Origin of the sequence: Halopseudomonas sabulinigri, from assembly GCF_900105255.1 — a bacterium.
Classification (GTDB): domain Bacteria; phylum Pseudomonadota; class Gammaproteobacteria; order Pseudomonadales; family Pseudomonadaceae; genus Halopseudomonas; species Halopseudomonas sabulinigri.
The window spans coordinates 3,604,457-3,629,771 of record NZ_LT629763.1; the positions used below are offsets into that span (position 1 = coordinate 3,604,457).

At 60.7% G+C, this 25,315-nt stretch carries 31 protein-coding genes; 22 read left to right on the forward strand and 9 right to left on the reverse strand.

Annotated features, from left to right (window positions below):
* Positions 1-56: 56 nt before the first annotated feature.
* Positions 57-545 (reverse strand): L,D-transpeptidase family protein, encoded by a 489-nt coding sequence (locus tag BLU26_RS16445; RefSeq protein WP_092287933.1) that lies wholly within the window; start codon positions 543-545, stop codon positions 57-59.
* Complete coding sequence (locus BLU26_RS16450; protein ID WP_092287934.1) at positions 542-1,093, reverse strand: NUDIX hydrolase; 552 nt, start codon at positions 1,091-1,093, stop codon at positions 542-544. Before BLU26_RS16450 ends, BLU26_RS16445 begins: the two co-directional genes overlap by 4 nt.
* Before the next feature lie 212 nt (positions 1,094-1,305).
* Here BLU26_RS16450 and BLU26_RS16455 point away from each other — a divergent pair, with 212 nt between their 5' ends.
* The 5 genes from BLU26_RS16455 to BLU26_RS16475 all read left to right on the forward strand — a co-directional run bounded on the left by BLU26_RS16455 (position 1,306) and on the right by BLU26_RS16475 (position 4,586).
* Complete coding sequence (locus BLU26_RS16455; RefSeq protein WP_092287935.1) at positions 1,306-1,899, forward strand: NUDIX hydrolase; 594 nt, start codon at positions 1,306-1,308, stop codon at positions 1,897-1,899.
* Between the two features lie 11 nt (positions 1,900-1,910).
* Positions 1,911-2,435 (forward strand): gamma carbonic anhydrase family protein, encoded by a 525-nt coding sequence (locus tag BLU26_RS16460; RefSeq protein ID WP_092287936.1) that lies wholly within the window; start codon positions 1,911-1,913, stop codon positions 2,433-2,435.
* Positions 2,435-2,653: a DUF1289 domain-containing protein gene (locus BLU26_RS16465; protein ID WP_092287937.1), complete on the forward strand. Its 219-nt coding sequence runs from the start codon at positions 2,435-2,437 to the stop codon at positions 2,651-2,653. The genes BLU26_RS16460 and BLU26_RS16465 overlap by 1 nt, the downstream gene beginning before the upstream one ends.
* A complete protein-coding gene (gene purT / locus BLU26_RS16470; RefSeq protein ID WP_092287938.1) occupies positions 2,650-3,834 on the forward strand; it encodes a formate-dependent phosphoribosylglycinamide formyltransferase in 1,185 nt (394 codons plus the stop codon). Before BLU26_RS16465 ends, purT begins: the two co-directional genes overlap by 4 nt.
* Before the next feature lie 80 nt (positions 3,835-3,914).
* Positions 3,915-4,586: an SGNH/GDSL hydrolase family protein gene (locus tag BLU26_RS16475; protein ID WP_231701967.1), complete on the forward strand. Its 672-nt coding sequence runs from the start codon at positions 3,915-3,917 to the stop codon at positions 4,584-4,586.
* On the opposite strand, the gene BLU26_RS16480 is transcribed toward BLU26_RS16475, so the two are convergent.
* Together BLU26_RS16480 and BLU26_RS16485 are read right to left on the reverse strand one after the other, a co-directional pair.
* Positions 4,526-5,845 carry an HlyC/CorC family transporter gene (locus BLU26_RS16480; RefSeq protein WP_092287940.1) on the reverse strand — a complete coding sequence of 440 codons (1,320 nt, stop codon included), beginning with the start codon at positions 5,843-5,845 and terminating at the stop codon, positions 4,526-4,528. The two genes, BLU26_RS16475 and BLU26_RS16480, sit on opposite strands and share 61 nt — an antisense overlap.
* A gap of 34 nt (positions 5,846-5,879) precedes the next feature.
* Positions 5,880-6,680 (reverse strand): cytochrome C assembly family protein, encoded by an 801-nt coding sequence (locus BLU26_RS16485; protein ID WP_092287941.1) that lies wholly within the window; start codon positions 6,678-6,680, stop codon positions 5,880-5,882.
* 167 nt (positions 6,681-6,847) lie between these two features.
* Here BLU26_RS16485 and ffh point away from each other — a divergent pair, with 167 nt between their 5' ends.
* The 12 genes from ffh (at position 6,848) to BLU26_RS16545 (ending at position 16,436) form a co-directional block, all read left to right on the forward strand.
* A complete protein-coding gene (gene ffh / locus BLU26_RS16490; protein WP_092287942.1) occupies positions 6,848-8,260 on the forward strand; it encodes a signal recognition particle protein in 1,413 nt (470 codons plus the stop codon).
* Between the two features lie 149 nt (positions 8,261-8,409).
* Positions 8,410-8,658, forward strand: coding sequence for a 30S ribosomal protein S16 (rpsP, locus tag BLU26_RS16495; protein ID WP_092287943.1), 249 nt, complete (start codon positions 8,410-8,412; stop codon positions 8,656-8,658).
* 2 nt (positions 8,659-8,660) lie between these two features.
* Complete coding sequence (gene rimM, locus BLU26_RS16500; protein ID WP_092287944.1) at positions 8,661-9,203, forward strand: ribosome maturation factor RimM; 543 nt, start codon at positions 8,661-8,663, stop codon at positions 9,201-9,203.
* A 3-nt stretch (positions 9,204-9,206) separates the two neighbouring features.
* Positions 9,207-9,956, forward strand: a complete 750-nt coding sequence (gene trmD, locus BLU26_RS16505; RefSeq protein ID WP_092287945.1) for a tRNA (guanosine(37)-N1)-methyltransferase TrmD — start codon at positions 9,207-9,209, stop codon at positions 9,954-9,956.
* Between the two features lie 32 nt (positions 9,957-9,988).
* The gene (gene rplS, locus BLU26_RS16510) at positions 9,989-10,336 is read left to right on the forward strand and encodes a 50S ribosomal protein L19 (RefSeq protein WP_088273285.1); all 348 of its coding nucleotides are present in this window, start codon (positions 9,989-9,991) and stop codon (positions 10,334-10,336) included.
* 92 nt (positions 10,337-10,428) lie between these two features.
* Complete coding sequence (gene xerD / locus BLU26_RS16515) at positions 10,429-11,349, forward strand: site-specific tyrosine recombinase XerD (RefSeq protein ID WP_092288536.1); 921 nt, start codon at positions 10,429-10,431, stop codon at positions 11,347-11,349.
* A gap of 47 nt (positions 11,350-11,396) precedes the next feature.
* Positions 11,397-12,119 (forward strand): bifunctional protein-disulfide isomerase/oxidoreductase DsbC, encoded by a 723-nt coding sequence (gene dsbC, locus BLU26_RS16520; RefSeq protein WP_092287946.1) that lies wholly within the window; start codon positions 11,397-11,399, stop codon positions 12,117-12,119.
* A gap of 71 nt (positions 12,120-12,190) precedes the next feature.
* Positions 12,191-13,495, forward strand: a complete 1,305-nt coding sequence (locus BLU26_RS16525) for a homoserine dehydrogenase (protein ID WP_092288537.1) — start codon at positions 12,191-12,193, stop codon at positions 13,493-13,495.
* Positions 13,496-13,596: 101 nt separating this feature from the next.
* Positions 13,597-15,006: a threonine synthase gene (gene thrC, locus BLU26_RS16530; RefSeq protein WP_092287947.1), complete on the forward strand. Its 1,410-nt coding sequence runs from the start codon at positions 13,597-13,599 to the stop codon at positions 15,004-15,006.
* Positions 15,007-15,031: 25 nt separating this feature from the next.
* Complete coding sequence (locus tag BLU26_RS16535; RefSeq protein WP_092287948.1) at positions 15,032-15,268, forward strand: hypothetical protein; 237 nt, start codon at positions 15,032-15,034, stop codon at positions 15,266-15,268.
* Between the two features lie 91 nt (positions 15,269-15,359).
* Entirely contained in the window at positions 15,360-15,944 is a 585-nt protein-coding gene (locus BLU26_RS16540) for an exopolysaccharide biosynthesis protein (RefSeq protein ID WP_092287949.1), read from the forward strand.
* 60 nt (positions 15,945-16,004) lie between these two features.
* On the forward strand, positions 16,005-16,436 hold the full coding sequence (locus BLU26_RS16545) for a CopD family protein (RefSeq protein ID WP_092287950.1): 432 nt from the start codon (positions 16,005-16,007) through the stop codon (positions 16,434-16,436).
* Between the two features lie 8 nt (positions 16,437-16,444).
* On the opposite strand, the gene BLU26_RS16550 is transcribed toward BLU26_RS16545, so the two are convergent.
* Positions 16,445-16,951: a DUF2231 domain-containing protein gene (locus BLU26_RS16550; RefSeq protein ID WP_092287951.1), complete on the reverse strand. Its 507-nt coding sequence runs from the start codon at positions 16,949-16,951 to the stop codon at positions 16,445-16,447.
* A gap of 99 nt (positions 16,952-17,050) precedes the next feature.
* On the opposite strand from BLU26_RS16550, the gene coxB reads away from it, so the two are divergent.
* Genes coxB through BLU26_RS16570 form a run of 4 tightly spaced genes read left to right on the forward strand, consistent with a single transcriptional unit; the run spans position 17,051 to position 21,345 of the window.
* Complete coding sequence (coxB, locus tag BLU26_RS16555) at positions 17,051-17,686, forward strand: cytochrome c oxidase subunit II (RefSeq protein WP_197674502.1); 636 nt, start codon at positions 17,051-17,053, stop codon at positions 17,684-17,686.
* A complete protein-coding gene (ctaD, locus tag BLU26_RS16560) occupies positions 17,679-20,195 on the forward strand; it encodes a cytochrome c oxidase subunit I (protein WP_092287953.1) in 2,517 nt (838 codons plus the stop codon). The genes coxB and ctaD overlap by 8 nt, the downstream gene beginning before the upstream one ends.
* Positions 20,195-20,548, forward strand: coding sequence for a hypothetical protein (locus tag BLU26_RS16565; RefSeq protein ID WP_231701968.1), 354 nt, complete (start codon positions 20,195-20,197; stop codon positions 20,546-20,548). Before ctaD ends, BLU26_RS16565 begins: the two co-directional genes overlap by 1 nt.
* The gene (locus BLU26_RS16570) at positions 20,548-21,345 is read left to right on the forward strand and encodes a cytochrome c oxidase assembly protein (RefSeq protein ID WP_092287955.1); all 798 of its coding nucleotides are present in this window, start codon (positions 20,548-20,550) and stop codon (positions 21,343-21,345) included. The genes BLU26_RS16565 and BLU26_RS16570 overlap by 1 nt, the downstream gene beginning before the upstream one ends.
* A gap of 21 nt (positions 21,346-21,366) precedes the next feature.
* On the opposite strand, the gene BLU26_RS16575 is transcribed toward BLU26_RS16570, so the two are convergent.
* Both BLU26_RS16575 and BLU26_RS16580 read right to left on the reverse strand, forming a co-directional pair.
* Entirely contained in the window at positions 21,367-21,792 is a 426-nt protein-coding gene (locus tag BLU26_RS16575) for an organic hydroperoxide resistance protein (RefSeq protein WP_092287956.1), read from the reverse strand.
* 143 nt (positions 21,793-21,935) lie between these two features.
* Positions 21,936-22,400 (reverse strand): MarR family winged helix-turn-helix transcriptional regulator, encoded by a 465-nt coding sequence (locus BLU26_RS16580; protein WP_092287957.1) that lies wholly within the window; start codon positions 22,398-22,400, stop codon positions 21,936-21,938.
* A 174-nt stretch (positions 22,401-22,574) separates the two neighbouring features.
* Here BLU26_RS16580 and BLU26_RS16585 point away from each other — a divergent pair, with 174 nt between their 5' ends.
* Complete coding sequence (locus BLU26_RS16585; RefSeq protein ID WP_092287958.1) at positions 22,575-23,447, forward strand: carboxylate/amino acid/amine transporter; 873 nt, start codon at positions 22,575-22,577, stop codon at positions 23,445-23,447.
* 3 nt (positions 23,448-23,450) lie between these two features.
* Here the strand turns inward: BLU26_RS16585 and ypfJ are convergent, their stop codons facing one another.
* Entirely contained in the window at positions 23,451-24,359 is a 909-nt protein-coding gene (gene ypfJ / locus BLU26_RS16590; RefSeq protein WP_092287959.1) for a KPN_02809 family neutral zinc metallopeptidase, read from the reverse strand.
* 99 nt (positions 24,360-24,458) lie between these two features.
* A complete protein-coding gene (locus BLU26_RS16595) occupies positions 24,459-25,292 on the reverse strand; it encodes a CHAD domain-containing protein (protein WP_092287960.1) in 834 nt (277 codons plus the stop codon).
* Positions 25,293-25,315 lie beyond the last annotated feature (23 nt).

Sequence of the window (25,315 nt, forward strand, 5' to 3'; positions counted from 1 at the left end):
TTCAGGCTTGCTTGATCCGGCGAGCGGGCCGCGAGGCTGGGTGGCCAGGCGATGAATCAAGGCAGGATTTCAACCAGGGTGCCGTCGGGTACGAGATTCCAGACTTCACGCATCTCGGCGTTGCCCAGGGCGATGCAGCCGTTGGTCCAGTCCAGCCCTTCGAAATACCACTCCGGGTAGTCTTCGTCGATGGGGGTGCCGTGGATCATGATCATGCCGCCGGGATCTACATCGTTCTTGTAGGCTGCCATCTTGTCTTTCAGGTTGGGGTAGTCCAGGTGCATGCTCAGGTTGTAGGCCGGGCTTTCATGGCGCCAGTCTATGGTGTAGATGCCTTCTGGCGTGCGCTGATCACCCTGCTGGCGCTTGTGCCCCACGGGTTGGCGACCGAGCGAAATGCGGTAACGGTGCAGCACCTCACCATTGCTGATCAGCTGCAACTGACGCTCGGCCTTGAGCACCACTACCTTGTCGATCACCGGGGCGGCTGCGTGGGCAGCCAGGCTGCACAGGCACAGCAGTACTATGCTGAAAAGACGGCTCATCGGCTGGCTGCCTGTGGGCGGTAGAGGATGTCGCGGATGCGCACCGGGAAGTGGTTGTCCTGGCGGTCGATGAAATACTGCTTTAGCGTTTTGCCAATGGTCGGGAAGGCCAGTTCCTGCCAGGGGATCTCGTCTTCGCTGAACAGGCGTACTTCCAGGCTCTCTTCACCGGCAGAGAAATCCAGATCGGCCAGTTCGCCGCGAAAGAACATGTAAACCTGATTGATGTGCGGCAGATTGAACAGCATATACAACTCCTGCGCCTGCAGGCTGGCGCGGGCTTCCTCCCAGGTTTCACGCAGCGCGGCCTGCTCGGTGGTCTCGCCGTTCTCCATGAAGCCGGCGGGCAGGGTCCAGTAGCCCAGGCGTGGCTCGATGGCACGACGGCACAGCAGCACGCGCCGCTCGTGGGTGGCCAGACACCCAGCCACGATGCGTGGATTCTGGTAATGAATGGTTTCGCAGTGGTCACAGATGAACCGCGAGCGCGTATCGCCCGAGGGGATGCGTGCGGAAACGCTTTGTCCGCACTCACTACAGAACTTCATGTTGTTTTCCCGACTGGGTAGGGTTTCGAATCCACCCTATCTTGCGGGGCGATGCGCGCTTGGGCAAGAGACAAAAAGCACAAATGCGCTTGACGGCAAGCAGGTTTCCGGATGGCTGGTGGCCTGGCTATCAAGGGGTATTCACACCGCTGTGCGGCTGGTTCTGCCCTGGTGATCATGCCATCATTGTGAAAAGAACCGAGGACCTATGCATGCTGGACAAAATGCGCATGCGGGTACAGGAGCATTCCCCCCGAACGGTTGAGGCAGCCGGTCTCCCGGAGGCGGGTGTGTTGATCCCCATTACCTGTGTGCATGATCGCCCCGAGATTATCCTGACGCTGCGTTCGCAGCGGCTTTCTACCCATTCCGGCGAGGTGGCCTTTCCCGGTGGGCGCCGCGATCCCGGTGATGTTGATCTGTGTTTCACTGCCCTGCGCGAGGCGCACGAAGAAATCGGCTTACTGCCCGAGCTGGTTGACGTGGTCGGCCCCATGGACTCGCTGGTATCGCGCTTCGGGATCAAGGTCACACCTTATGTCGGCATAGTGCCGGATGTGTTCGATCTGGTGCCCAACAGCGGCGAAATTGAAGAGGTGTTTCGGGTGCCGGTAGAGTTTTTTCTTAACGACCCGCGCGAGATGACCCACCGCATCGACTATGAGGGGCGCAGCTGGTATGTGCCCAGCTACCGCTACGAGGGCTTCAAGATCTGGGGTCTGACTGCACTGATGCTGGCCGAGCTGATGAACACCGGCTTTGACGCCGGTATACCCTTGCACACCCCCTACGACGGCCACAAATAAGAGGTAAAGCCATGAAGTACAGCCTGGGAAACGACCGTGTCGAGATGGCGGACGACGCCTGGATTGCCGATTCCGCCGCCGTGATTGGCAAGGTCAAGCTGGAGGCCGGCGCCAACGTCTGGTTCAGCGCGGTGATTCGGGGTGACGTCGAGCAGATCACCGTGGGCGAGCACAGCAACGTGCAGGACGGCGCCGTAATGCACGCCGACCGTGGCGTGCCGCTGACGTTGGGCAAGGGGATTACCGTGGGTCACAACGCCATGCTGCACGGTTGCACTGTGGGGGACTACAGCCTGATCGGTATCAACGCGGTGATTCTCAACGGTGCCAAGATCGGCAAGCACTGCATCATCGGCGCCAACTCGCTGATCCCCGAGGGCAAGGAAATTCCCGACGGTTCGCTGGTCATGGGCTCGCCCGGCAAGGTGGTCAAGACGCTCAGCGAGCAGCAGAAAAAAATGCTCGAACTCAGCGCGGCGCACTATGTGCAAAACGCCAAACGCTTCCGCGAACAGTTGCAAGTGCAGGAAGATTGATGGGCGCGCAATCGCCGGTGCGTTCACCCTGTGTGAGCATTTGCGCACTGGACGATAACGACATCTGCACCGGCTGCCAGCGCAGCGGTATGGAGATCGCGACCTGGGGCCGCATGAGCGACGCCCAGCGCCTGGAGGTGCTGCAGCGTTGCGAGGCGCGCGCCCGTGACCAGGGCCTCTGGCTGGGCACGCTTAACCAACAAGGATACAAGGCATGAATGTAATCATCGGCACCCCGCAGGCGGAAGATGCCACCCGGGTACTGCTATTGGGTGCGGGCGAACTGGGCAAGGAGCTGGCCATCGAGTTGCAACGCCTGGGCTGTGAGGTGATAGCAGTGGACCGCTACGCCAAGGCGCCGGCGATGCAGGTAGCGCACCGCAGCCACGTGATCAGCATGCTGGATGGGCAGGCGCTGCGTGAGGTAATCGAGGCTGAGCAACCTGATTACATAGTGCCGGAAATCGAAGCCATCGCCACACCCACCCTGGTGGAGCTGGAAAGCGAGGGCTACCGCGTTGTACCAACCGCCGAGGCGACGCGCCTGACCATGGACCGCGAAGGCATCCGCCGGCTGGCAGCAGAAACCCTGGGCTTGCCTACGTCGGCCTATCAGTTTGCCGAGACCCTGGAGGATTACCGGGCGGCGGTGGCTGCCGTTGGCTTGCCCTGCGTGGTCAAGCCGGTAATGAGTTCCTCCGGCAAGGGGCAGAGTCTGGTGCGCGAAAGTGCCGATATCGAATCGGCCTGGGAATACGCCCAGGCGGGTGGTCGCGCAGGCAAGGGTCGGGTGATCGTTGAGGGCTTCGTTGATTTCGAGTACGAGATTACCCTGCTGACGGTGCGCCATGTAGACGGCACCAGTTTCTGCGCACCCATTGGCCACCGTCAGGAGGCCGGCGATTACCGCGAGTCGTGGCAGCCGCAGGCGATGTCCGAGGCAGCGCTGGCCGAAGCCCAGCGCGTGGCCAGAGAGGTGACCGAGGCGCTGGGCGGGCGAGGCCTGTTTGGCGTGGAGCTGTTCGTTAAAGGCGATCAGGTGTGGTTCAGCGAGGTCTCGCCGCGGCCGCACGATACCGGTCTGGTGACGCTGGTCTCCCAGGATTTGTCCGAGTTTGCGTTGCACGCGCGGGCGATTCTCGGCTTGCCGATACCAGCAATCCGTCAGCTGGGGCCGGCGGCGTCGGCGGTTATCCTGGTTGAGGGGCAGTCGGCGAATGTCAGCTACGGCAATCTACGCGAGGCGTTGGCCGAGCCGGATACTCAGCTGCGTTTGTTCGGCAAGCCGGAAGTGGACGGTCAGCGCCGCATGGGGGTGGCCCTGGCGCGAGATGAAAGCATCGAACTGGCGGTCGAGAAGGCCGTGCGTGCCGCCACTGCTGTCCAGGTCAAGCTCTGAGCCGTTGGTGGTATCTGGTCGCGCCAGCGCTGCCGCTACTGCTGCCGCAGGCGCTTTGGGTCAAGCGTACCGCACTGCGTTTGCCGGACGCCGCCGCGCCCTGGCACGGCCTGGTTGCCGGCAGCGAGTCCGTTGCACCGCCGCTCAGGTTGTTGCTACTGGGTGAATCCACGGTCAGCGGTGTGGGGGTAGCGCAGCAGACGGATGGGTTGGCTGGGCAGCTCGCCGCCCAGTTGGCGAATGCTACCGGCCGGGCGGTGCAATGGCGGGCAGTGGGCCGCAATGGCGCGGATGCGCGCCTCGCGTTGCAGGCGCTGTTACCCCAGGCGCTAGATCAGCAATGGGATATGGCGTTGCTGGTGCTCGGGGTAAACGACACCACCCATCTGACCTCTCGACGGCACTGGCGTCAGCGTATGCAGCAACTGATTGCAGGCTTGCACGGCTGCGCTGAGCGGGTGCTGGTCACCGCGGTACCGCCGCTTGGGCACTTCAGCGCCTTGCCGCAGCCGCTGCGCGGCTGGTTTGGTCTGCGGGCCAATTTGCTGGATGGCGATTTGCGCGCGGTCGCTGCGCAGCAGCGGGCAGGCTATCTGGCGCTGGACATACCCTTTCAGCCCGCCTATCTAGCCTGCGATGGCTTTCACCCGTCGGCGGCAGGTTACCGCCTTTGGGCTGACGGTATTGTTCGTCAGCTGGGATTGCCAGCATCGTCCGCTGGCGCAGAGGTGTCGGCCGGCACGGGCACCTGATCCCGCGCGCGGTCCCAGACGCGTACACTTTTCACCATGTTGTCCTTGGTCTGCAGGATTTCCATGCGGTAGGCGCCGGTGGTCAGGCAGACGCTGGTTTCCGGAATGCTTTCCAGTTGCTCGGTGATCAGGCCATTGAGCGTCTTGGGGCCATCGGCGGGCAACTTCCAATGCAGGTGGCGGTTGATATCGCGAATGGCAGCGCTGCCATCGATCACATAGGTGCCGTCTTCCTGGGGGTGGATGTCCTGGCTGGGGATCAGCATGTCGGTGGTAAATTCGCCGACGATCTCTTCCAAAATGTCCTCCAGGGTTACCAGACCAATTACATCGCCGTACTCGTCTACCACGATGGCGATGCGGCGCTTCTGTTTTTGAAAGTTGAACAGTTGCGTATGCAGGGGCGTGCTTTCCGGGATGAAGTAGGGCTCCTTGCAGGCGCCGATCAGCGCTTCCTTGGTCAGCTCGCCGCGGCTCAGCAGGCGGGCGATGGAGCGCATGTGTACCAGACCGGTAATGTTGTTGATATCGCCGTGGTACACCGGCAGCCGTGTGTAATGGCAGCTGCGCAGTTGCTGATTGATCACGGTCATGCTGTCTTCCAGGTCAATACCCACGGCCTCGTTGCGCGGGATCATGATGTCATTGACCGTCATCTTTTCCAGATCGAGGATGCCCAGCAGCATGTTCTGACGGCTGCGGGTGATGCCCAGCCCAGCCTCACGCACCACGGTGCGCAGCTCTTCGGTGGTGAGCTGGTCGCCATCCTTGTCGTTCGGGTTAACGCCTATCAGACGCAACAGCATGTTGCTCATCGCGCTGCACACCCAGACCACCGGATAGAGCAGGCGCTGCAAGAGGGCCAGCACCGCGCTGGCCGGGAAGGCGATCAGTTCAGGTCGCAGGGCGGCCAGGGTCTTGGGCGTGATTTCGCCAAAAATCAGGATCACTACGGTCAGCAGCATGGTTGCAATGGCGATGCCGGCCTCGCCCCATAGCTCGACGGCCACGACGGTGGCAATCGAGGCCGCAAGGATGTTGACGATGTTGTTGCCGACCAGAATGGTGCCAAGCAGCCGGTCCGGACGCTCAAGCAGGCGCGAGGCGCGCTTGGCAGCGCGGTGCCCCTCCTTGCTCATGTGCTTCAGGCGGTAGCGGTTCAGGCTCATCATGCTGGTCTCCGAACTGGAGAAGAATGCAGACAGGATGATCAGCAGCGCCAATAACAGCAGCAGCAGGCCAGTATGGGATTCGTTCAAGAGCGTGCCTCAAACAGGTTGGTATGAAAGGAGGTCAGGCGCCGACCAGCAGGTGGCGGACCAGCTTGCTGCCAAAGTAGGCCAGCATCAGCAGCAGGAAGCCGGCGAGTGTCCAGCGTATGGCGTTGCTGCCGCGCCAGCCACGGAAGTGACGGCCCCAGAGCAGCACACCAAAGACCACCCAGGCCAGGCAGGACAGCAAGGTTTTGTGCGCCAGGTGCTGGGCAAACATGTTTTCCAGAAACACGAAGCCGGAAATCAGCGCCAGGGTAAGCAGTACTTCGCCGCAGAGCAAAAACTGGAACAGCAGGCGTTCCATGGTTTGCAGTGGCGGGAAGGTGCGTATGAAGCGGGTAGGGTGCTTGTGCTTGAGCTGATAATCCTGCACCGCCAGTAGCGTGGCCTGGAAGGCGGCGATGGTCAAAATGCCATAGGCCAGCACGGACAGCAGAATATGCACCAGCAACCCGCTCTGGCCCGAGGGCAGGGTAGTAGCCTCGTGCGGGAACAGGCCCGCCAGTAGCGCGGTAATCAGCGCCAGTGGGTACAGGCCCAGCAGCAGGCTGGTGACCGGCGCGCGCAGGCTCGACAGCAGGGTCAGGGCAACGATCAGCCAGGCAATCAGCGAGGCGATGTTGAACAACCCCAGGGCAAAGCCCTGATCCGTCATCAGCTGCAAATACAGACTGGCCGCGTGGGCCACCAAGGCGACCAGACCGATGCCCCGCAGCAGCCCGGTATTGACCGTCAGGCGTTTGCCCAGACAAAGCATCTGGTAAAGCATGCCACCGAAGTAGAAAAAGGCGGCCAGCAGGCTGGGAGTGAGGGCTGTCATACGTCCTTGAGAGCGGTTATCAACAAACCCGCAGTGTGGCACAAGCCGCGCGCCGGTTAAAGCGCTTCGATGGGCTTCCCTATCATCACCCAAAGCACGCGGGTATACTGCGCAGCTTAACTGCTTCGCCCCTGCGGCGGGGGTCGAGAAGCTCAGGAGAGTTAGAGATGTTCGAGAATCTTACCGAGCGCCTGTCACACAGCCTGCGTGGCGTGACCGGTCAGGCCAAACTCACAGAAGACAATATCAAGGACACCCTGCGCGAAGTGCGCATGGCGCTGCTTGAGGCCGACGTGGCGCTGCCCGTGGTCAAAACCTTTGTTGATCAGGTGCGCGAGCGCGCCGTGGGTCACGAGGTGTCACGCAGCCTGTCGCCGGGGCAGGTGTTCGTCAAGATCGTCAAATCCGAGCTCGAAGCCGTCATGGGGCAGACCGAAGGTCTGAACCTGGCTGTGTCGCCGCCGGCGGTGATTCTGATGGCCGGTCTGCAGGGCGCGGGTAAGACCACCAGTGTGGCCAAGCTGGCCAAGACGCTGCGTGAGCGTGAAAAGAAAAAGGTCATGGTGGTCAGCGTCGACGTTTATCGTCCGGCGGCCATCAAGCAGCTGGAAACCCTGGCGGGTGAGGTAGACGTTACCTTCTTCCCGTCTGACCTTGCGCAACAGCCGGTGGCCATCGTCGAGGCGGCGCTGCGCGAAGCCAAGAACCGCTTCATGGACGTGCTGATCGTCGATACCGCCGGTCGTCTGCACGTCGATGCCGAGATGATGGCTGAGATCAAGCAGGTGCACGCGGCAGCCAAGCCGGCGGAAACCCTGTTCGTGGTGGATGCCATGACCGGCCAGGACGCGGCCAACACGGCGCAGGCGTTTAACGAGGCGCTGCCGCTGACCGGGGTGATTCTCACCAAAGTTGACGGTGATGCCCGCGGTGGTGCGGCGCTGTCGGTGCGGCACATCACCGGTAAGCCGATCAAGTTCCTCGGTATGGGTGAGAAGGTCGATGCCCTTGAGGTGTTCCACCCTGATCGTGTGGCCTCGCGCATTCTCGGCATGGGCGACGTGCTCAGCCTGATCGAGCAGGCCGAGCAGAAGCTGGACAAGGACAAGGCCGAGAAACTGGCCAAGAAGCTGAAAAAAGGCAAGGGCTTCGATCTTGAAGACTTCCGTGATCAGCTGCAGCAGATGAACAGCATGGGCGGTTTGGGCTCAATGATGGAAAAGCTGCCGATGATGGGCGGCAAGCTCAACGCAGCGCAGATGGAAACGGCGCAAACCGAAGCAACCAAACAGTTCAAGCGCATGGAGGCGATCATCAACTCGATGACGCCGGCCGAGCGCCGCAACCCCGACATCATCAGCGGGTCGCGCAAACGCCGCATTGCAGCCGGTTCCGGCTCGCAGATTCAGGACATAGGTCGCGTGCTGAAGCAGCACAAACAGATGCAGAAGATGATGAAGAAAGTCACCGGCAAGGGCGGTATGGCCAAGCTGATGCGCGGTATGGGTGGCATGGGCGGCGGTGGCATGGGCGGCGGCGGTGGCATGCTGCCACCGGGCGGCGGTATGCCCCGATTCTGAGCTGTTCAGGCTTTAATCAAAAAAGAGTTTTCATCGGTCGCGATATTCCGTAGAATACGCGACCTTTCGGGCTGTAGGTGTATGCATAATTGCTGCGCTGCCCGTGATGAATTTTGTAGCGTTACTCAAACACAGGAAATAATGTCCACATGGTAACCATTCGTCTTGCTCGTGGTGGCTCCAAGAAGCGCCCCTTCTATCATTTGACTGTTGCCAACAGCCGTAACGCCCGTGACGGTCGTTTTGTTGAGCGCGTTGGTTTCTTCAACCCGGTTGCTGCCGGTGCCGAAGTTCGTCTGTCGGTCAATGAAGAGCGCGTTCAGTACTGGCTGGGTCAAGGCGCACAGCCTTCCGAGCGCGTTGCTGCTCTGCTGAAGGAAGCTCAGGCCGCTGCCTGAATATGACTGCTGCTCCTGAATCGACTGAATCACCACGGGTGATTCTCGGCAAGATCGTATCGGTTCAAGGGCTGCGCGGGGCGGTCAAGGTGTATTCACACACCGACCCGCTGGACAACGTGCTGGAGTATGCCGAGTGGACCCTCACCAGGGGTTCCGAGCAACGCACAGTGTCTGTTCTCGGTGGTCGCCTGCAAGGGCGCGTGCTGGTAGTTCAGCTCAAGGGCGTGAACGACCGCAATCAGGCCGAGGAACTGGTAAATTTCGAGATCAGTGTAGAGGCCGAAGCCCTGCCCGAACTCGAGGAAGGTGAGTTTTACTGGTATCAGCTGGAAGGCTTACAGGTAATCAACCTGGAAGGTCAGCTGTTCGGCAAGGTGGATCACCTGCTGGAAACCGGTTCCAACGACGTCATGGTGGTCAAACCCTGCGCAGGCAGTATTGATCAGCGTGAGCGGTTGTTGCCCTACTTGCCGGGCCAGTTTGTATTGAATATTGATCTGGACGCTGCGGTGATTCAGGTCGACTGGGATGCGGAGTTCTGACCGGTGTGGGCCGGTGTAGTTACCCTGTTTCCCGAGATGTTTGCAGCGCTGACCGAGTCCGGGGTAACCGGGCGTGCCGTCAAGCGCGGGCAGCTGGAGGTCAGCTTCAGCAACCCACGTGAACACGCACATGATCGTCACCGTACGGTGGATGATCGCCCCTTCGGCGGCGGCCCCGGCATGCTGATGAAGGTGGAGCCCTTGCTTGAGTCGATTGCGGCCATCAAGCAGCAGGCACCCTCGCCACCCCGGGTGATCTATTTGTCACCGCAGGGGCAGCCACTCACTCAGAAACGGGTCGAGCAGCTGGCCGAACTGGACAGCCTGGTTTTGTTGTGCGGGCGCTACGAAGGCATCGACGAGCGCATCATTGAGCGTTGTGTCGATGAAGAGATATCCATCGGTGACTATGTGTTGTCCGGTGGCGAACTGGGAGCCATGGTGCTCCTGGACGCGGTAACCCGCCTGATTCCCGGTGTACTGGGGCATGCGGATTCTGCGGTGGAAGATTCGTTTTCGGCGGGGTGGCTGGATTGCCCACACTATACCCGGCCGGAAGAGTTTGACGGGCAGCGCGTACCGGAGGTGCTGCTCAGCGGTAATCACGAACTGATCCGGCGCTGGCGTCTCAAGCAGTCTTTGGGAAGAACCTGGCAACGTCGGCCAGAGTTGCTCGAAGAGCTGGAATTGAGCAAAGAACAGCAGAAGCTGTTGGCGGAATACATCCGCGAACAGGAAACCGATAACCATTAACAGGTCCGACGGCCTGTGCAGGAGAAGCAACGATGTCCAATATTATTGCCCAGCTTGAAGCTGAACAGATGTCCAAGGAAATCCCCGCGTTCGCGCCGGGTGATACCGTAATCGTCCAGGTCAAGGTGAAAGAAGGCGATCGCTCGCGTCTGCAGGCCTTTGAAGGCGTGGTTATCGGTAAGCGTAACCGTGGTCTGAACTCTGCTTTCACCGTTCGCAAGATCTCCAGCGGTGTAGGTGTTGAGCGTACTTTCCAGACCTACTCGCCGCTGATCGACAGCATCTCTGTCAAGCGTCGCGGTGACGTACGCAAAGCGAAGCTGTACTACCTGCGTGCCCTGTCTGGTAAGGCAGCACGTATCAAGGAAAAGCTGTCCTGATCGGACGCCTTCCCCACAAAAAAGCAGCCTGAGGGCTGCTTTTTTGTGGGCGAGTGTTTTTAATGGCTATTCCCTCGCACAGTGAGCAGATCATGCCTGCAGACAGCTCCCCGCCGGTTGCCCCGGCTGACCAGCAGTTGATTGCCGAGTTTCTCGACAGTCTATGGCTGGAGCGCGGGTTGTCGAAGCATACCCTGAGCGCCTACCGCACCGACTTGAATCTACTGGCTGGATGGCTGGGCCAGCGCCGCAGTGATCTGTTGCAGGCCTCGCGCGGGGATCTGATGGAGCACCTGGGCTGGCGCCTCGCCCAGGGCTATCAGGCGCGTTCCAGTGCACGCTTATTGTCCTGCTTGCGCGGTTTCTATCGGCACCTGGTGCGGCTGGGACGGTTGTCCGCCGATCCCACGCTGGATGTGGCTATGCCCAAGTTGGGCCGGCCGTTGCCCAAAGCCCTCAGCGAGCAGGATGTCGAACGCCTGCTCGCTGCGCCGGATGTCGAGGACAGTCTGGGGTTGCGTGATCGCTGCATGCTTGAAGTGCTGTATGCCTGCGGGCTGCGGGTCAGCGAGCTGGTTGGGTTGCGGCTGGATCAGGTTAACCTGCGCCAAGGCATAGTGCGCATCACCGGCAAGGGTAACAAGGAAAGGTTGGTGCCCTTGGGCGAGGAGGCGATGCTCTGGCTGGAGCGCTATGTGCAATTGGCGCGGCCCGCGCTGCTCGCCGGCAAGCCCAGCGATGTGGTATTCCCCAGTCGCCTGGGCCGCGAGATGACTCGGCAGACCTTCTGGCACCGGATCAAGCTCCACGCACAGCAGGCGGGTATCAATGCTGCGTTGTCGCCGCATACCCTGCGACATGCCTTTGCTACGCACCTGCTCAATCATGGGGCGGATTTGCGAGTAGTGCAGATGCTGTTGGGCCACAGTGATCTGTCGACTACACAAATCTACACACATATCGCCCGTCAGCGCCTGCGCGATATGCATGCGGAGCACCATCCCCGTGGGTGATGGGGATGTTTCATGATAAGCTTTGCCGTCTTCTAGAGGATCGGATTATGCGACTGAGATACGGCGTGACCTGCCTGCTCGCCCTGTGGGGTTCGCACGCAATGGCAGATACCCAGACTGCAATTACCGAAGGTCTGGCAAAACTCAAATTCGATGTGCCGGTAACCGCCGTGGCGGAAACGCCGGTCGACGGTCTTTATCAGGTGCAGCTGGAAACCGGTCGGGTGCTGTATGCCAGCGCCGACGGTAAATACTTCATGCAGGGCACCCTCATTGAAGTAAACGACGGCCAGCCACGGAACTTGACTTCAGCTGCTGAAGCACGGGGTATTGGCCAGGTGCTCGACAAGGTCGAAACCAAGGACATGGTGGTGTTTGCGCCGGAAAAGCCGCAGACCCACATTACCGTGTTCACCGATGTGGACTGCGGCTACTGTCGCAAGCTGCACAGCGAAGTGGAAGAGTTGAACGAGCTGGGTGTTGAAGTCCGCTATATGGCGTTTCCGCGGGGCGGTATGCAGTCGCCGGCCGCGCAGGTGATGCAGTCGGTCTGGTGTGCCGATGACCGCCAGCAGGCCATGACCTCTGCCAAGCAGGGCAAGCGGGTGGAAGACAAGACATGCGCTAACCCGGTCGCTCAGGAATACCAGCTGGGTCAGCAGTTGGGCGTGCAGGGCACCCCAGCCATCTTCCTCGCCAATGGCACCATGATCCCAGGCTACCAGCCAGCCGAGCAGCTGGCGGCAATGGCGCTGGAAAATAAAGAGTAATAACGGCACCGGTGGCGCTGCTGCCGGCCAGCCAATCATTTTCGAACAGACAATCAAGTGGGGACCAACGTTTGAAACCGGTCAAAGTAGGCATCTGTGGTTTGGGCACCGTCGGTGGTGGCACCTTTAACGTCCTGCAGCGCAACGCGGCGGAAATTGCCCGCCGCGCGGGGCGTGGTATTGATGTGGCGCAGATTGCGACCCGTCACCCGAACCCGGCCTGCAATATTGGCGTTACCCCGACCACGGACGATGTATTCGAGGTGGTGAACAACCCCGAGATCGACATCGTCGTCGAATTGATCGGTGGTTACACGCTGGCCAAGGACGTGGTCATGGGCGCCATCGCCAACGGCAAGCATGTGGTTACTGCCAATAAGGCGCTGATCGCTGTGCACGGCAACGAAATTTTTGCTGCCGCCAGCGAGAAGGGCGTGATGGTCGCGTTCGAGGCTTCGGTGGCGGGCGGTATTCCGATCATCAAGGCGCTGCGTGAAGGCCTCGCAGCCAACCAGATTGATTGGGTTGCCGGCATCATCAACGGTACCGGCAACTTCATCCTTACCGAGATGCGCGACAAGGGCCGTACCTTTGAAGACGTGCTCGCCGAGGCGCAGGCGCTGGGTTATGCCGAGGCCGACCCGACCTTCGACGTCGAAGGCATAGATGCCGCGCACAAGCTGACCATTCTGGCGTCCATCGCCTTTGGCATCCCGCTGCAATTCGATAAGGCGTACACCGAAGGCATCACCAAGCTGACCACCGCCGATGTGAACTACGCCGAAGCCTTGGGTTACCGCATCAAGCATTTGGGCGTCGCGCGCCGCACCGGCGATGGCGTGGAGCTGCGCGTGCATCCGACGCTGATTCCGGCTGACCGTCTATTGGCCAACGTTAACGGCGTGATGAACGCGGTCATGGTCAACGGCGATGCCGTAGGTTCAACGCTGTATTACGGCGCAGGCGCCGGTGCCGAGCCAACCGCTTCAGCGGTGGTCGCTGACATCATCGACGTGGTGCGGACGCTGACCACCGATCCGAACAACCGCGTGCCGCATTTGGCGTTCCAGGCTGATGCGCTGTCCGATCTGCCGGTGCTGTCGGTCGAGGATGTGGAAACCGCGTACTACCTGCGGCTGCAGGCCAAGGATCGCCCCGGTGTGCTGGCCAAGGTAGCGACCATACTGTCGGAGCGCGGTATCAATATCGAATCCATCATGCAGAAGGAAGCGGAAGAGCAGGACGGCCTGGTGCCGATCATTCTGCTGACCCACCGCGTGCTTGAACGCGACATGAACGTGGCCATTGCCGCACTGGAAGCACTGGATGATATCGCCGGCCCGTTGATGCGGGTGCGGGTAGAACAACTGAACTAAACCAGCGGCAAGCGCCAAGCTGCAAGCCGCAAGCGGTCGAGCGATGACCGCCTTGCAGTTTGCAGCGCGCAACTTGCAGCTCAAACCGAAGGTTTGTAGAAATGCGCTATATCAGCACTCGCGGCCAGGCTCCGGCCCTGAATTTTGAAGATGTTCTGCTGGCCGGTCTGGCCTCCGATGGCGGCCTTTATGTACCCGAGAACCTGCCCCGCTTCACCCAGGAGCAGATAGCCTCATGGGCTGATCTGCCGTACCACGAACTGGCGTTCAACGTGATGCGCCCGTTTGTTACGGACAGCATCCCGGACGCCGATTTCAAACAGATTCTGCAGGAAACCTATGGGGTCTTCGCGCATAGCGCAGTAGCACCGCTGCGCCAGTTGGACAGCAACGAGTGGGTGCTGGAGCTGTTCCACGGCCCGACGTTGGCGTTCAAGGACTTTGCCCTGCAACTGCTTGGCCGCCTGCTTGATTATTTCCTGCAGAAGCGGGGCGAGCGCGTAGTCATCATGGGCGCCACGTCCGGCGATACCGGCTCGGCGGCGATTGAAGGCTGTCGCCGTTGCGAGAATGTGGATATCTTCATCCTGCATCCGCATAACCGCGTGTCCGAGGTGCAACGTCGCCAGATGACCACCATCATGGGCGAGAACATCCATAACATCGCCATTGAAGGCAATTTCGACGACTGCCAGGAAATGGTCAAGGCCAGCTTCGCCGATCAGGGTTTCCTCAAGGGCACTCGGCTGGTGGCGGTCAACTCGATCAACTGGGCGCGCATCATGGCGCAGATCGTCTACTACTTCCATGCTGCGCTGCAGCTGGGCGGCCCGGCGCGCTCCATTGCCTTCTCGGTGCCGACCGGTAACTTTGGCGATATCTTTGCCGGTTACCTGGCGCGCAACATGGGCTTGCCTATCAGTCAGCTGGTGGTTGCGACCAACCGCAATGACATCCTGCATCGCTTCATGAGCGGTAACCAGTACAACAAGGACACCCTGCACCCCTCGCTATCACCGTCGATGGATATCATGGTGTCGTCCAACTTCGAGCGTCTGCTGTTCGACCTGCATGGGCGCAACGGCGCTCTGGTCGCTGAACTGCTGAATGAGTTCAAGCAGACCGGCAAACTGTCGGTAGCGGAAGACCGCTGGACCGAGGCGCGCAAGTTGTTCGACTCGCTGGCGGTGGATGATGAACAGACCTGCGCGACCATTGCCAAGGTCCATGCCGAGAGTGGTGAATTGCTGGATCCGCATACGGCCATTGGCGTGCACGCGGCGCGTGAATGCCGCCGTTCGTTGAGCACACCTATGGTGACGCTGGGCACCGCGCATCCGGTCAAATTCCCGGATGCGGTACGTGAAGCGGGCGTGGGCCAGGAACTGCACCTGCCGGCGCACTTGAGTGATCTGTTTGAGCGCGAGGAGCGCTGCACCGTACTGGAAAATAGCCTGGCGGCGGTACAGCAGTTCGTCGCTGCCCACGGCAATCGCGGCAAACCTCTCTAAACAGGTCTTTTCGGGATGGCAGGCGATGGAATTCTTTAGATACATAAAAGCGTCTGCGCCTGCCGACGAATGCCATCCCGTTGGCCTGACAGGGGTTACTATTTCAGCATCGCCTGTTGAGATAACGGCCATAGCTCAGTTCCTTCCCCATTGCGCGAAAGAGATCGAGGCTTTGGGTGATGGGTCTGAGCATGAGCACTTTGCTTGCGAACGCGAAGGCGACCCGCCGTTGTTGGTGTTCAACCCTGGCGCGGGCGAGTGAGACGTTGAACTGGCCATCGGGTACTCTCTGGCGCAGGTAAATGTACCTGCGTGTCAGGATTCGGTTTCCCGGCACCTGAAGGAGTAGCGCAGTGGCGGAAGCCCCACAGAATCTTGAACAGATGCTGGACCACATAGCCAGTTTGACTGGCGATGATCAGCGCATTTCGATGGGCGAGGTAGTCGAGTCGGTAGGCAGTCGCTCCTTTGGCCCCTTGCTGCTGATTATGGGGGTCACGCTGTTTTCGCCTTTGAGTGGTATTCCCGGCATGGCGGTGTTTGCCGGGCTGTTCGTCATGTTGATCGCCGTACAGATGCTGATTGGCCGCAAGAATTTCTGGCTGCCTGCGTTCATTCTCGACCGCTCGGTACCGCAGCAAAAGCTGCACAAGGCGATCGACTGGGTCAAACCGGCCGCGCGGCGAATCGATCGTCTGATCAAGCCGCGGCTGAACTTTATGCTGCACCCTTCCTCTACCTATTTACTGGCCGGCTTGTGTGTTGTCGTAGCGGCGGGCTTGCCGTTTCTCGAGCTGGTGCCCTTTTCTTCATCCATCGTTGGTTTGGCGCTGGCCATTCTGGGCTTGGCACTGGTGGCGCGCGATGGACTGCTGGTGTTGATCGCCGTGGTTTTTATTGTGCTGGCGGGAGGCCTGCTGGCCGCCAAACTGTTGTAATACAAGACCGGGAAGCCCTACCACGGGGCTCGCAAAAGCATACAAGGAGTTGTTTGAGCGATGCTCTGGATTCTTGTTCTGCATATCGCCGCGTTACTCTTCTGGGGCGCCTGCCTGCTGTATTTACCTGCGTTGATTGCCGGTGTGACGCGGGATAATTCGGCGATCGAGGAAAACCCCGACCCGTTCGATTCCCTTACCCGGTTTGTCTTTACGCGCGTGGCCACGCCGGCGGCTTTGTTGGCGATCATTGCTGGCAGCCTGGTGTTTGTTGTTGATCACACCATTACCGTCTGGTTGATTGCCAAACTCACGCTGGTGGTGGGGCTGGTGTTTGTTCACACCGGATTGGGGCTACTGGTGCTCAGGCTGGAGGCGCGCAACGGCAAACCGCTGCGTCGCTGGTGTCTGGTGGCAGGCCTGACCGGGGCCAGCCTGATGGCACTGATTATCTGGATAGTGCTGGCCAAGCCGCCGCTGGAGCTGTGGTGATGCCCCGCTCAGGACGCCTTGGCTTTCTCGATCTTGCGGTTGCGCAGCGCGCGCTCTTCGGTTTTCTCCGGGGCCACGCCCACCGCGTGATCGTAGACCAGCTGCCCGCCCAGCACGCTGGCAAGCGCGATCAACAGGCCGCAGAGCAGCGACAGATACAACCCCCAGGGCATTATCAACGCGTCAGGCTGGTCGAGTCTGCTGAGCCAGTTGAGGGTGGCCAGCGACAGCAACATGACCGCCAGGATGGCATGGCACCAAGCGGTAATCAGGCGGCGAATCTGTTTGACGATCAGCAGGTCCAGCAGGCCGATGGTGCCGGATATCCAACCGCCGAGTACGCCGATTCCCGACAACCAGAGACCGGCGCGCGCCCAGAAAAAGTCGTTGCTGATAACGTAGGCGATGTCGCTGCCGATCAGTCCCAGCAGCGCCGCCACGGGGAAATGAATCACCATGGGATGCAGCGGGTGTCCGGCGATGGCCATCTTGCTGATAATCGGGGCGCTTGCCATCAGAATCCTCGTTACGTTGCGGGTAAGGCGCTGTTGGCAAGATTAGCAGCCAGCGCGCTGTGTGGCACGGGCTTGTCGCTCGCTGGCTGCGACGGCCCCATGTCGACCCTGCAGCCGGCAGGCCCCAGCGCCCAGGCCAGCGCCTGGCTATGGTGGGGCATGTTTGCCTTTTTCGGGTTCGTGCTGGTGGCTCTGGTGTTGCTGTGGCTGCATGCACTGCGCCGCGAACCAGGGCAAGTCAGTGACCGAGAGGCGCAGCGGCTGCAGAACCGTTGGGTGGTTGGTGGCGGTCTCATATTGCCGATCCTCAGTATCAGTGTGGTGCTGGTGGTGGGTATCGCACTGGGCCAGCGCATGCTGGCGCTGCCGCTGGCCGAGGGCCAACCGCTACGCATTGAGGTGGTGGCGCATCAGTGGTGGTGGGAGGTGCGCTATCCGGAGAGTGGCGTGGTGTTGAAAGACAAGCTGCATATCCCGGCGGGCCAACCAGTCAATCTGCACCTGATCAGCGAGGATGTGGTGCATTCGTTCTGGGTGCCGCGCCTGGCCGGCAAGATGGATATGTTCCCTGGTCGCACCAATGTGCTGCGGCTGGAAGCCGATGCACCCGGAACCTATCACGGTATGTGCAGCGAGTTCTGCGGTGTGGGTCATGCGCGCATGCATTTTACTGTCGAAGCTCACACGCCGGCGGAATTCGAAGCCTGGCTGCAGCAGGAACAAGCCAATGACTAATCGCACCAACCAACCGGCAGAAGACCTGCACGAAGAGCTTGAGCGCGTCTGGGGTAACCAGCCGGGATGGCGCGCCGGGTCTGCAGTCAATCACACCACGGTTGGATTACGTTTTCTGGTAACCGGGCTGGGCTTCTTTCTGGTTGGCGGCCTGTTGGCGATGCTGGTGCGCACCCAGTTGGCCCTGCCCGAGCAGGACATTATCGGCCCTGAACTCTACAACCAGCTGTTCACCATGCATGGCACGGTGATGATGTTCCTGTTTGCGATTCCGGTGCTGGAAGGCGCCGCCATGTACCTCATTCCCAAGATGATAGGCACACGGGACCTGGTGTTCCCCAGGCTCAGTGCACTTGGTTATTACTGTTACCTGTTTGGCGGCCTGATCATTCTCTCGAGCCTGGTGCTGCAGATAGCGCCGGATGCCGGCTGGTTCATGTACACGCCACTGAGTAACGCCGAGTTTTCGCCGGGCAAGGGCCCGGACTTCTGGTTGCTGGGGATCACCTTCGTGGAAATCTCGGCGATTTCCGCCGGGGTGGAGCTGGTGGTATCCATTCTGCGCACCCGGGCCAACGGCATGGCATTGAACAAGATGCCGATCTTCTGTTGGTACATATTGGCGATGGCGCTGATGATCATCTTCGGCTTTCCACCGCTGATTCTGGGCAGCATCCTGCTCGAGCTTGAGCGCGCCGCCGGTTGGGTATTCTTCGATGTGGCGGGCGGCGGCGATCCGCTGCTCTGGCAGCACCTGTTCTGGTTGTTCGGCCACCCCGAGGTCTACATCATCTTCCTGCCCGCTGCGGGCATTGTCTCAACCCTGATCCCGGTGTTTGCCCAGCGCCCGCTGGTGGGTTATCGCTGGATAGTGCTGGCGATCATTGTTATGGGCTTCATCAGTTTCGGGCTTTGGGTACACCACATGTTTACCGTCGGCATTCCGCAGCTGGCGTTGGCGTTTTTCTCGATTGCCAGCATGCTGGTGGCGATTCCTACCGCTATTCAGATTTTCGCCTGGCTGGCCACATTGTGGACCGGCAAGGTGGCGTTTCGCCTGCCGATGCTCTGGGTGTGCGGTTTTTTGATGGTGTTTGTAGCCGGCGGCCTGACCGGGGTGATGCTGGCGCTTGTGCCATTCAACTGGCAGGTGCATGACACCCATTTTGTGGTCGCCCATATGCACTATGTACTGGTGGGCGGCATGTTGTTTCCGCTGGTGGCCGGTTTCTACTACTGGCTGCCCCACGTGTCTGGGCGCATGCCCTCGGATACGCTGGGGCGCTGGGGGTTCTGGCTGTTTTTCGGCGGTTTCAACATGACCTTTCTGCTGATGCATCTCACCGGTCTGCTGGGGATGCCACGACGGGTGTACACCTATGACGCCGAGATGGGCTGGGGTTGGCTGAACTTGTTGTCGTCGGTTGGCGGTTTTGTCATGGCCATCGGGGTGGCGGTGATCATTCTGGATATCACGCTGCACTTTCGCTTTGGTCGCAAGGCAGAGTGCAACCCCTGGAACGCAGATACCCTGGAATGGGCCACGCCAATGCCGGCCAGTGCCTACAATTTTGCCAGCCTGCCCGATATCGACACCCGGCATCCGATGTGGGAGCACCCGGATCTGCCGCACACTATTGAACAGGGACACCATGGTTTGGGTGAGGTGATGTACGAGCGGCGCGATATTTTTGGCTCGGACGCCATCACCGGCAGGGTACGCGAGGTGATCCACCTGCCCACCAACTCCTGGCTGCCATTGCAAACCGCAGCGGTGATCGCGGTGGTGTGCATCAGCTTGCTGGTCAAGGCCTATACGGCGGCGTTGATTGCCCTGTGCGGCGTGTTGTTCTTTGCCTTGCGCTGGAGCTGGCATAACGGTGCGCATCCGGTGGCGTCACCGTGGCGCGAGGATGACCCGGTCGATCCGCCCTTGCACTCGCGCACCTTCGACGGTCCAGGCTTGTGGGGCATGGTGGTCAGCCTGATGGCCAACGGCACCCTTTACGTCTCGCTGTTGTTCGGCTGGTTCTACCTGTGGACGGCGGCGCCGCAATGGTCGATGCCCGCGCAAGCGCCAATCAGCCTGTGGCCGCTGCTCGCCAGCGGAGCGGCGCTGGTGCTGGCGGTTGTGGTATATCGCCGCGGCGTGGCGCAGTTGCGCAATGGCAGTGATGCGCCACTGCAGGGCGCGTTGTGGCTGGCAACCGGGCTGGGGGCGCTGCACGTTGGCCTGCTGGTGTGGGTGTTGATCTCAGCGCCGCTGAATCCGGGTGACCTCGCGCATGACGCGGTGCTCACGGTCATGCTCTATTACCTGCTGCTGCATGGAAACCTGGCGTCGATTGTCACTGCGCTGCAGGCACTGCGTGTGCGCATCGGCTACGTCAGCCTGCGGCTGCCCTATGAGCCGGTGGTGGTACAGCCGCTCTGGATTTATACGCTTGGCGTATTCTGGATGAGCTTCGCCGCATTCGTTGTGCTGCCGATGGTCTGGGGGGCAGGCTAGTGTCGCCATGGTTGCCTGTGCATCCGGCCCAACTGGTGTTTGGGCTGGTGATCTGGAGTGGCTGGTTTGTGCTCTTGTACGGCGGCCTCTCAGTTGCCTGTGAACTGGTCCCGCCAGCGGAAAAACGCGGCGCCATGACCTGGCTGAATGGTCTGATTTTGCTGCTGGGAGCAGCGCTGGCGGTGTTTTTGCTTTGGTTGGCCAGACGCTGCTGGCGGGCGGCACCGGTGAGCGATCAGGGTACCGATAGCGGCCGCTTTGTGGCGCGCATTGCCGCCGGCGTTTACCTGACGTCTGCCCTGGCCGCGTTCGCACTGACCTTGCCCAGCGTCGTTATGGCGCCCTGTCTCTGATGCTGCGCCTTGGCCTGGTGTTGATGATGCTGGTTGCGCCAGCGGCCTGGGCGCACAGCCCGGTGTCGGGCGGCGGGCATGAGCAGTTGGCGGCGCTGCTAAGTGCGCTGGTATTGGCGGCGGCCTGGGTGCTATATCTGGTCGGTGCCTGGCGTGTGCGCCCAGGATGTTGGTCGCTGGGCTTATTCAGCCTGGGTATGGCGCTGGCGTTCTCTGCTGTGCTGGGGCCGCTCGACACCTGGGCGGAGACCAGCACCAGCTGGCATATGGTGCAGCACATGCTGTTTATGGTGGTGATCGCACCGCTGTGGGTGCTGGCGCGGCCGTTGCCGCAGATCGTCGGTGGAGCAGGGCGCTACGCCGCTGTGGTCTGGAACCCGCCACTGCGCCTGGTCCAGCATCCGATGCTGACCGCCTATTTGCACGGGCTGGTGATCTGGTTCTGGCATGTTCCGCGCTTCTACGTGCTGGCGCTGGATAATCCCTGGTGGCATGTGTTCGAGCATGCCTGCTTTCTGCTGACGGCCGGATTGTTCTGGTGGGCGGTATTGAAAACTAGCGCACGCCGCGTACATTGGGCGCTGTTTGCGCTGCTGTTTACCCTGATGCACACCGGCTTTCTTGGCGCCATGTTGACGTTTGCCCAGTCGTCGCTCTATGGGCCGGAGCGCTCGCTGGAAGATCAGCAACTGGCTGGCATGATCATGTGGGTGTTGGGGGCCTTCCCCTATCTGCTGGCATCTGCCTGGATAGGTTATCGCTGGTATCAACAGGTACAGGCCCGGCTCAATAGCTGAGCCGAGCCTGGACTGTGCGGCTCACACCCGGGTCAGGGTAACGTCGATGTTGCCGCGGGTAGCGTTGGAGTACGGGCAAACCTGGTGCGCGCTATCGATCAGTTGGCTGGCCTGTGCATCGTCCATCCCGGGCAGGCTGATGCGCAGCTCCACTTCAATGCCAAAACCGTTGGGGATCTGACCGATCCCGACTACACCCTCAACGGACGCATCTGCCGGCATGGGCAGTTTGTCGCGTCCGGCCACGAACTTCATGGCGCCGATAAAACAGGCTGAGTAACCCGCGGCGAACAGCTGTTCCGGGTTGGTACCCTTGCCGCCAGCGCCGCCCAGCTCTTTGGGCGTGGTCAGCTCGACGTCCAGCACGCCGTCGGATGAGATGGCGCGGCCGTCACGGCCGCCGGTGGCTTCAGCGTAAGCACGGTACACAACGTTTTCTACAGACATGGTATTTCTCCCGGTGCATTTAATTTTGCGCAATATATTTGCGCGCTAACTAAAAAAGGAGATTAGTCGTAATTTAGTTTGCGCGCAAGATAAAATTTCAGGAGAGTCTGTGTGATCAGATCGCGACTTATCGATTCAGGGGGTCAGTCGTCGCTGCCGCCCAGACTGCGCTGCAGCGACTGACGCAAGTTGAGTAACTGATTGCGGAGATCGACCAGCTCGTCCAGCGATTGATCAGAGGCTTCGACAATGCAGCGCGGCACGGCCCTGGCGCGCTGCTTGAGTGCTTCGCCAGCGGGCGTCAGAAACAACTCGACCACGCGCTCATCCTGGCTGCTACGCTGGCGCTTGAGCAGGCCTTCGGCCTCCAGGCGCTTGAGTAGCGGTGTCAGCGAACCGGGGTCGGTCAGCAAACGCTTGCTGATCTCGCCTACGGTAATGCCATCGCCCTCCCACAGCACCAGCATCGCCAGATACTGCGGGTAGGTCAGCGACAGCGCTTTGAGCAGAGGCTTGTAGACTTTGGTCATCAGCAGTGAGGTGGAGTGCAGGGCGAAGCACAGCTGGTTGTCCAGCATCAACTCGGGGCAGGTTTGTGGCTTCGGCATGGGCGTATCCTGGTGCGAAAGCGGGCGATGTAGGCGCGAGGTAAATACGCGCGAGGCGATCATTTAGTGCGCAAATAGTCTGGCAGATAGGTCTGTTACCGGCAAGCCGGACGCTAGGCCGTGAGCCGGCGCGGGCATGTCGGTATACTCGCGTCTTTTGTGCGGCGAGATCCCATGCCTTTTCTTATTGCGGTTACCCTTTTGTGGGCACTGTCTTTCAGCCTGATTGGCGAATACCTGGCGGGGCAGGTCGACAGCTACTTCGCCGTGCTCACGCGCACGGCACTGGCCAGCCTGCTGTTTCTGCCGCTGTTGCGGCTGCGCGCCTTGCCGCGGCCGATGATCGGCGGTCTCCTTTTGGTGGGGGCGCTGCAGTTCGGTGTGACTTACATCTGCCTCTATCTCTCGTTCGAATACATTTCAGTTCCCGAAGTGCTGCTGTTTACCATTTTCACGCCGCTGCATATCGCGCTGGTGGATAACCTGATTCGCCGGCGCTTCAGCCTGGGGCCACTGGTGGCCGCGAGCATCGCCGTGGTGGGGGCGGGAATTATCCGCTACGACGGCCTGAGCGACAGCTTCGTGCGCGGCTTTCTGATCATGCAGCTGGCCAACCTGACCTTCGCCGCCGGGCAGGTGGGTTACGCGCACATGGTGCGCCGTTACCAGCTGCCGGCGCGGGTGCAGTGGCAGGGTTTTGGCTTATTTTTTATTGGCGCCTTCATGGTGGTATTGCCAGCCTGGCTGTTGCTGGGGGATCACAGCCGCCTGCCGCACACCAGCTTGCAGTGGGGTGTGCTGGGCTGGTTGGGGCTGGTAGCCTCGGGCTTGGGATTCTTCTTCTGGAATCGCGGCGCGGCACAGGTCGACGCCGGCACCTTGGGGGTGATGAATAACGCCTTGGTGCCCGCCGGGCTAGTGGTCAACCTGGTGATCTGGAACCATGACGCTGATCTTGCGCGCTTGGCCGCCGGCTCGGCGGTGATCGGCCTGTCGCTGTGGGTCAATGCCCGTTGGGACCGTTGGCGGGGTACCCAGCTGCCCTGAGCGTCAATTGGCGGTGGCCGAAAAGGTATCGCAGGCGGCCACCTGACCAGACTCAAAACCCCGCTTGAACCAGCGCACGCGCTGCGCCGAGCTGCCGTGGGTGAAGCTGTCGGGCACTACATCCTGCCCGGCCTGGCGCTGCAGGCGATCATCGCCAATGGCTGAGGCAGCGGTAAGCGCTTCTTCCAAGTCATCAGGGTCAAGTAGCTGGCGCTGGTTGTCGGCGTGGTAACCCCAGACGCCAGCAAAGCAATCGGCTTGCAGCTCCTGCTTCACTGACAGGGCGTTGACCGTGGCTTGCGACTTGCCCGCGCCGGCCTGGCGAACCTGCTGACTGATGCCCAACAGATTCTGCACATGATGGCCGACCTCGTGGGCAATCACGTAGGCCTGAGCAAAGTCGCCGGGCGCGCCGAGCTGCTGACGCATGTCGTTGAAAAACGAGAGGTCGAGATACACCTGGTTGTCACCGGGGCAGTAGAAGGGCCCGACCGCCGAACTGGCGGTGCCGCAGGCTGAGTTCACTCGGTTGGAAAACAGCACCAGGCGTGGCTCCTGATAAGTCTTGCCCGCTGCGCTGAACAACTGGTGCCAGGTGGTTTCGGTATCGGCCAGTACCACCGAGACGAACTGCGCCAGCTCCTGCTCCTGCGGGCTCATCTCGCGTTGGTTCTGGCTGACGCTCTGGGTGCCGCCGCCCAGCAGCATGGGCAGAATGTCTATGCCGAGCATCTTGCCGCCAAAGATCACCACGGCGCCCAGAATCAGCACGATGCGCCCGGTCTTGCTGCGCAGCATCATCGGCAGAAAGCGCACCAACAGCAGGGCCGCGCCGCCACCGCTGGCGCGCTGTACGTCCTGGCCACGGCGATCTTCCACGTTGCTGCTCTGTTTTCGGCCGCGCCAATCCATTGCTCTGCTCCTGCGTTTGTTGGTAAGAGGCGTTATTGCACAGCATAGCTCGCGATAAGCAAAGCAAAACCAGCGTGGATCGTCGTCCGTTTGCCGGGCTCAGCAGCTCAGTGGCACGTGGGGCTGCTGATACAGTTGCTCAAACAGCTGGCGAGCCTGTTCCTTGTCTGCCTGTTTCTGTTCTTCAAGTACAACCAGAACCTGCGCCACACTGTTGCCCAGCTCCGGTACCTGGGCGGCCTCACTCTGCAGGCTGTCTTCCAGTACGCAGTGATCCTGAAACAGGCCCAACCGCTCGCCCAGCTGTTTTAGTAGTTCGATGCTGGCTTTGGCGGCCTTGCGGTTACAGAGCAGCTGAGCCTGATAGAGGTAGTACTTACTCCACTTGCGGCACTGGTGATAGGTCTCATCTTCACCGCCATCGTGGGCTTCCAGTGCCAGAGCGCGGGCGCGTCTGTAGGTGTAGTCCAGCCCCTTAACCGGATCCTTGCGGTGTTTGAGCTTCAGCCTGGTTTGCCAGTCGGCGAGTATCTCGGCAAAGCCCTGGTGCGGGTCTTCGGGGGTGATCTGGCTGCCGGCCGCACTGGCCGCTGAAGCAAAGTAGGCGAACAGCGGCTGCATCGCGGCCTGCTGCTGCGGCGGCAGGCGGGTAATCAGCCGGGCCAGGGTTTTCTCCTGCACGTGGGCGTCGCGCAGCCCGGCGTAGGAAGCCGCCAGTTGCTTCAGGCGTTGCTCAACCTGCTTGATGTCTGCCTTGGCGCAGCCGGGACGATAGAGCTGCAGCAGGGCACGCAGTTTTTTGCTGCACACGCGGATGGCGTGAATATCTTCATCGCTGGGAGTCGCATCCGCTGGCAGGGCTTTGAGCGCCTTGCGCACCTGTTTGCGGGCGGCCTGGAAAATAGGGTCGGGTTTATCGGCACTGTGTTTCATGTCGGTAGTCTAGCCGAGCCAGC

Coding starts and splice junctions, on each gene's coding strand:
- BLU26_RS16445 (WP_092287933.1), bottom strand. CDS start 545: ATGAGCCGTCTTTTCAGCATAGTACTGCTGTGCCTGTGCAGCCTGGCT.
- BLU26_RS16450 (WP_092287934.1), bottom strand. CDS start 1,093: ATGAAGTTCTGTAGTGAGTGCGGACAAAGCGTTTCCGCACGCATCCCC.
- BLU26_RS16455 (WP_092287935.1), top strand. CDS start 1,306: ATGCTGGACAAAATGCGCATGCGGGTACAGGAGCATTCCCCCCGAACG.
- BLU26_RS16460 (WP_092287936.1), top strand. CDS start 1,911: ATGAAGTACAGCCTGGGAAACGACCGTGTCGAGATGGCGGACGACGCC.
- BLU26_RS16465 (WP_092287937.1), top strand. CDS start 2,435: ATGGGCGCGCAATCGCCGGTGCGTTCACCCTGTGTGAGCATTTGCGCA.
- purT (WP_092287938.1), top strand. CDS start 2,650: ATGAATGTAATCATCGGCACCCCGCAGGCGGAAGATGCCACCCGGGTA.
- BLU26_RS16485 (WP_092287941.1), bottom strand. CDS start 6,680: ATGACAGCCCTCACTCCCAGCCTGCTGGCCGCCTTTTTCTACTTCGGT.
- ffh (WP_092287942.1), top strand. CDS start 6,848: ATGTTCGAGAATCTTACCGAGCGCCTGTCACACAGCCTGCGTGGCGTG.
- rpsP (WP_092287943.1), top strand. CDS start 8,410: ATGGTAACCATTCGTCTTGCTCGTGGTGGCTCCAAGAAGCGCCCCTTC.
- rimM (WP_092287944.1), top strand. CDS start 8,661: ATGACTGCTGCTCCTGAATCGACTGAATCACCACGGGTGATTCTCGGC.
- rplS (WP_088273285.1), top strand. CDS start 9,989: ATGTCCAATATTATTGCCCAGCTTGAAGCTGAACAGATGTCCAAGGAA.
- xerD (WP_092288536.1), top strand. CDS start 10,429: ATGCCTGCAGACAGCTCCCCGCCGGTTGCCCCGGCTGACCAGCAGTTG.
- dsbC (WP_092287946.1), top strand. CDS start 11,397: ATGCGACTGAGATACGGCGTGACCTGCCTGCTCGCCCTGTGGGGTTCG.
- thrC (WP_092287947.1), top strand. CDS start 13,597: ATGCGCTATATCAGCACTCGCGGCCAGGCTCCGGCCCTGAATTTTGAA.
- BLU26_RS16535 (WP_092287948.1), top strand. CDS start 15,032: ATGGAATTCTTTAGATACATAAAAGCGTCTGCGCCTGCCGACGAATGC.
- BLU26_RS16545 (WP_092287950.1), top strand. CDS start 16,005: ATGCTCTGGATTCTTGTTCTGCATATCGCCGCGTTACTCTTCTGGGGC.
- BLU26_RS16550 (WP_092287951.1), bottom strand. CDS start 16,951: ATGGCAAGCGCCCCGATTATCAGCAAGATGGCCATCGCCGGACACCCG.
- coxB (WP_197674502.1), top strand. CDS start 17,051: ATGTCGACCCTGCAGCCGGCAGGCCCCAGCGCCCAGGCCAGCGCCTGG.
- ctaD (WP_092287953.1), top strand. CDS start 17,679: ATGACTAATCGCACCAACCAACCGGCAGAAGACCTGCACGAAGAGCTT.
- BLU26_RS16570 (WP_092287955.1), top strand. CDS start 20,548: ATGCTGCGCCTTGGCCTGGTGTTGATGATGCTGGTTGCGCCAGCGGCC.
- BLU26_RS16575 (WP_092287956.1), bottom strand. CDS start 21,792: ATGTCTGTAGAAAACGTTGTGTACCGTGCTTACGCTGAAGCCACCGGC.
- BLU26_RS16580 (WP_092287957.1), bottom strand. CDS start 22,400: ATGCCGAAGCCACAAACCTGCCCCGAGTTGATGCTGGACAACCAGCTG.
- BLU26_RS16585 (WP_092287958.1), top strand. CDS start 22,575: ATGCCTTTTCTTATTGCGGTTACCCTTTTGTGGGCACTGTCTTTCAGC.
- ypfJ (WP_092287959.1), bottom strand. CDS start 24,359: ATGGATTGGCGCGGCCGAAAACAGAGCAGCAACGTGGAAGATCGCCGT.
- BLU26_RS16595 (WP_092287960.1), bottom strand. CDS start 25,292: ATGAAACACAGTGCCGATAAACCCGACCCTATTTTCCAGGCCGCCCGC.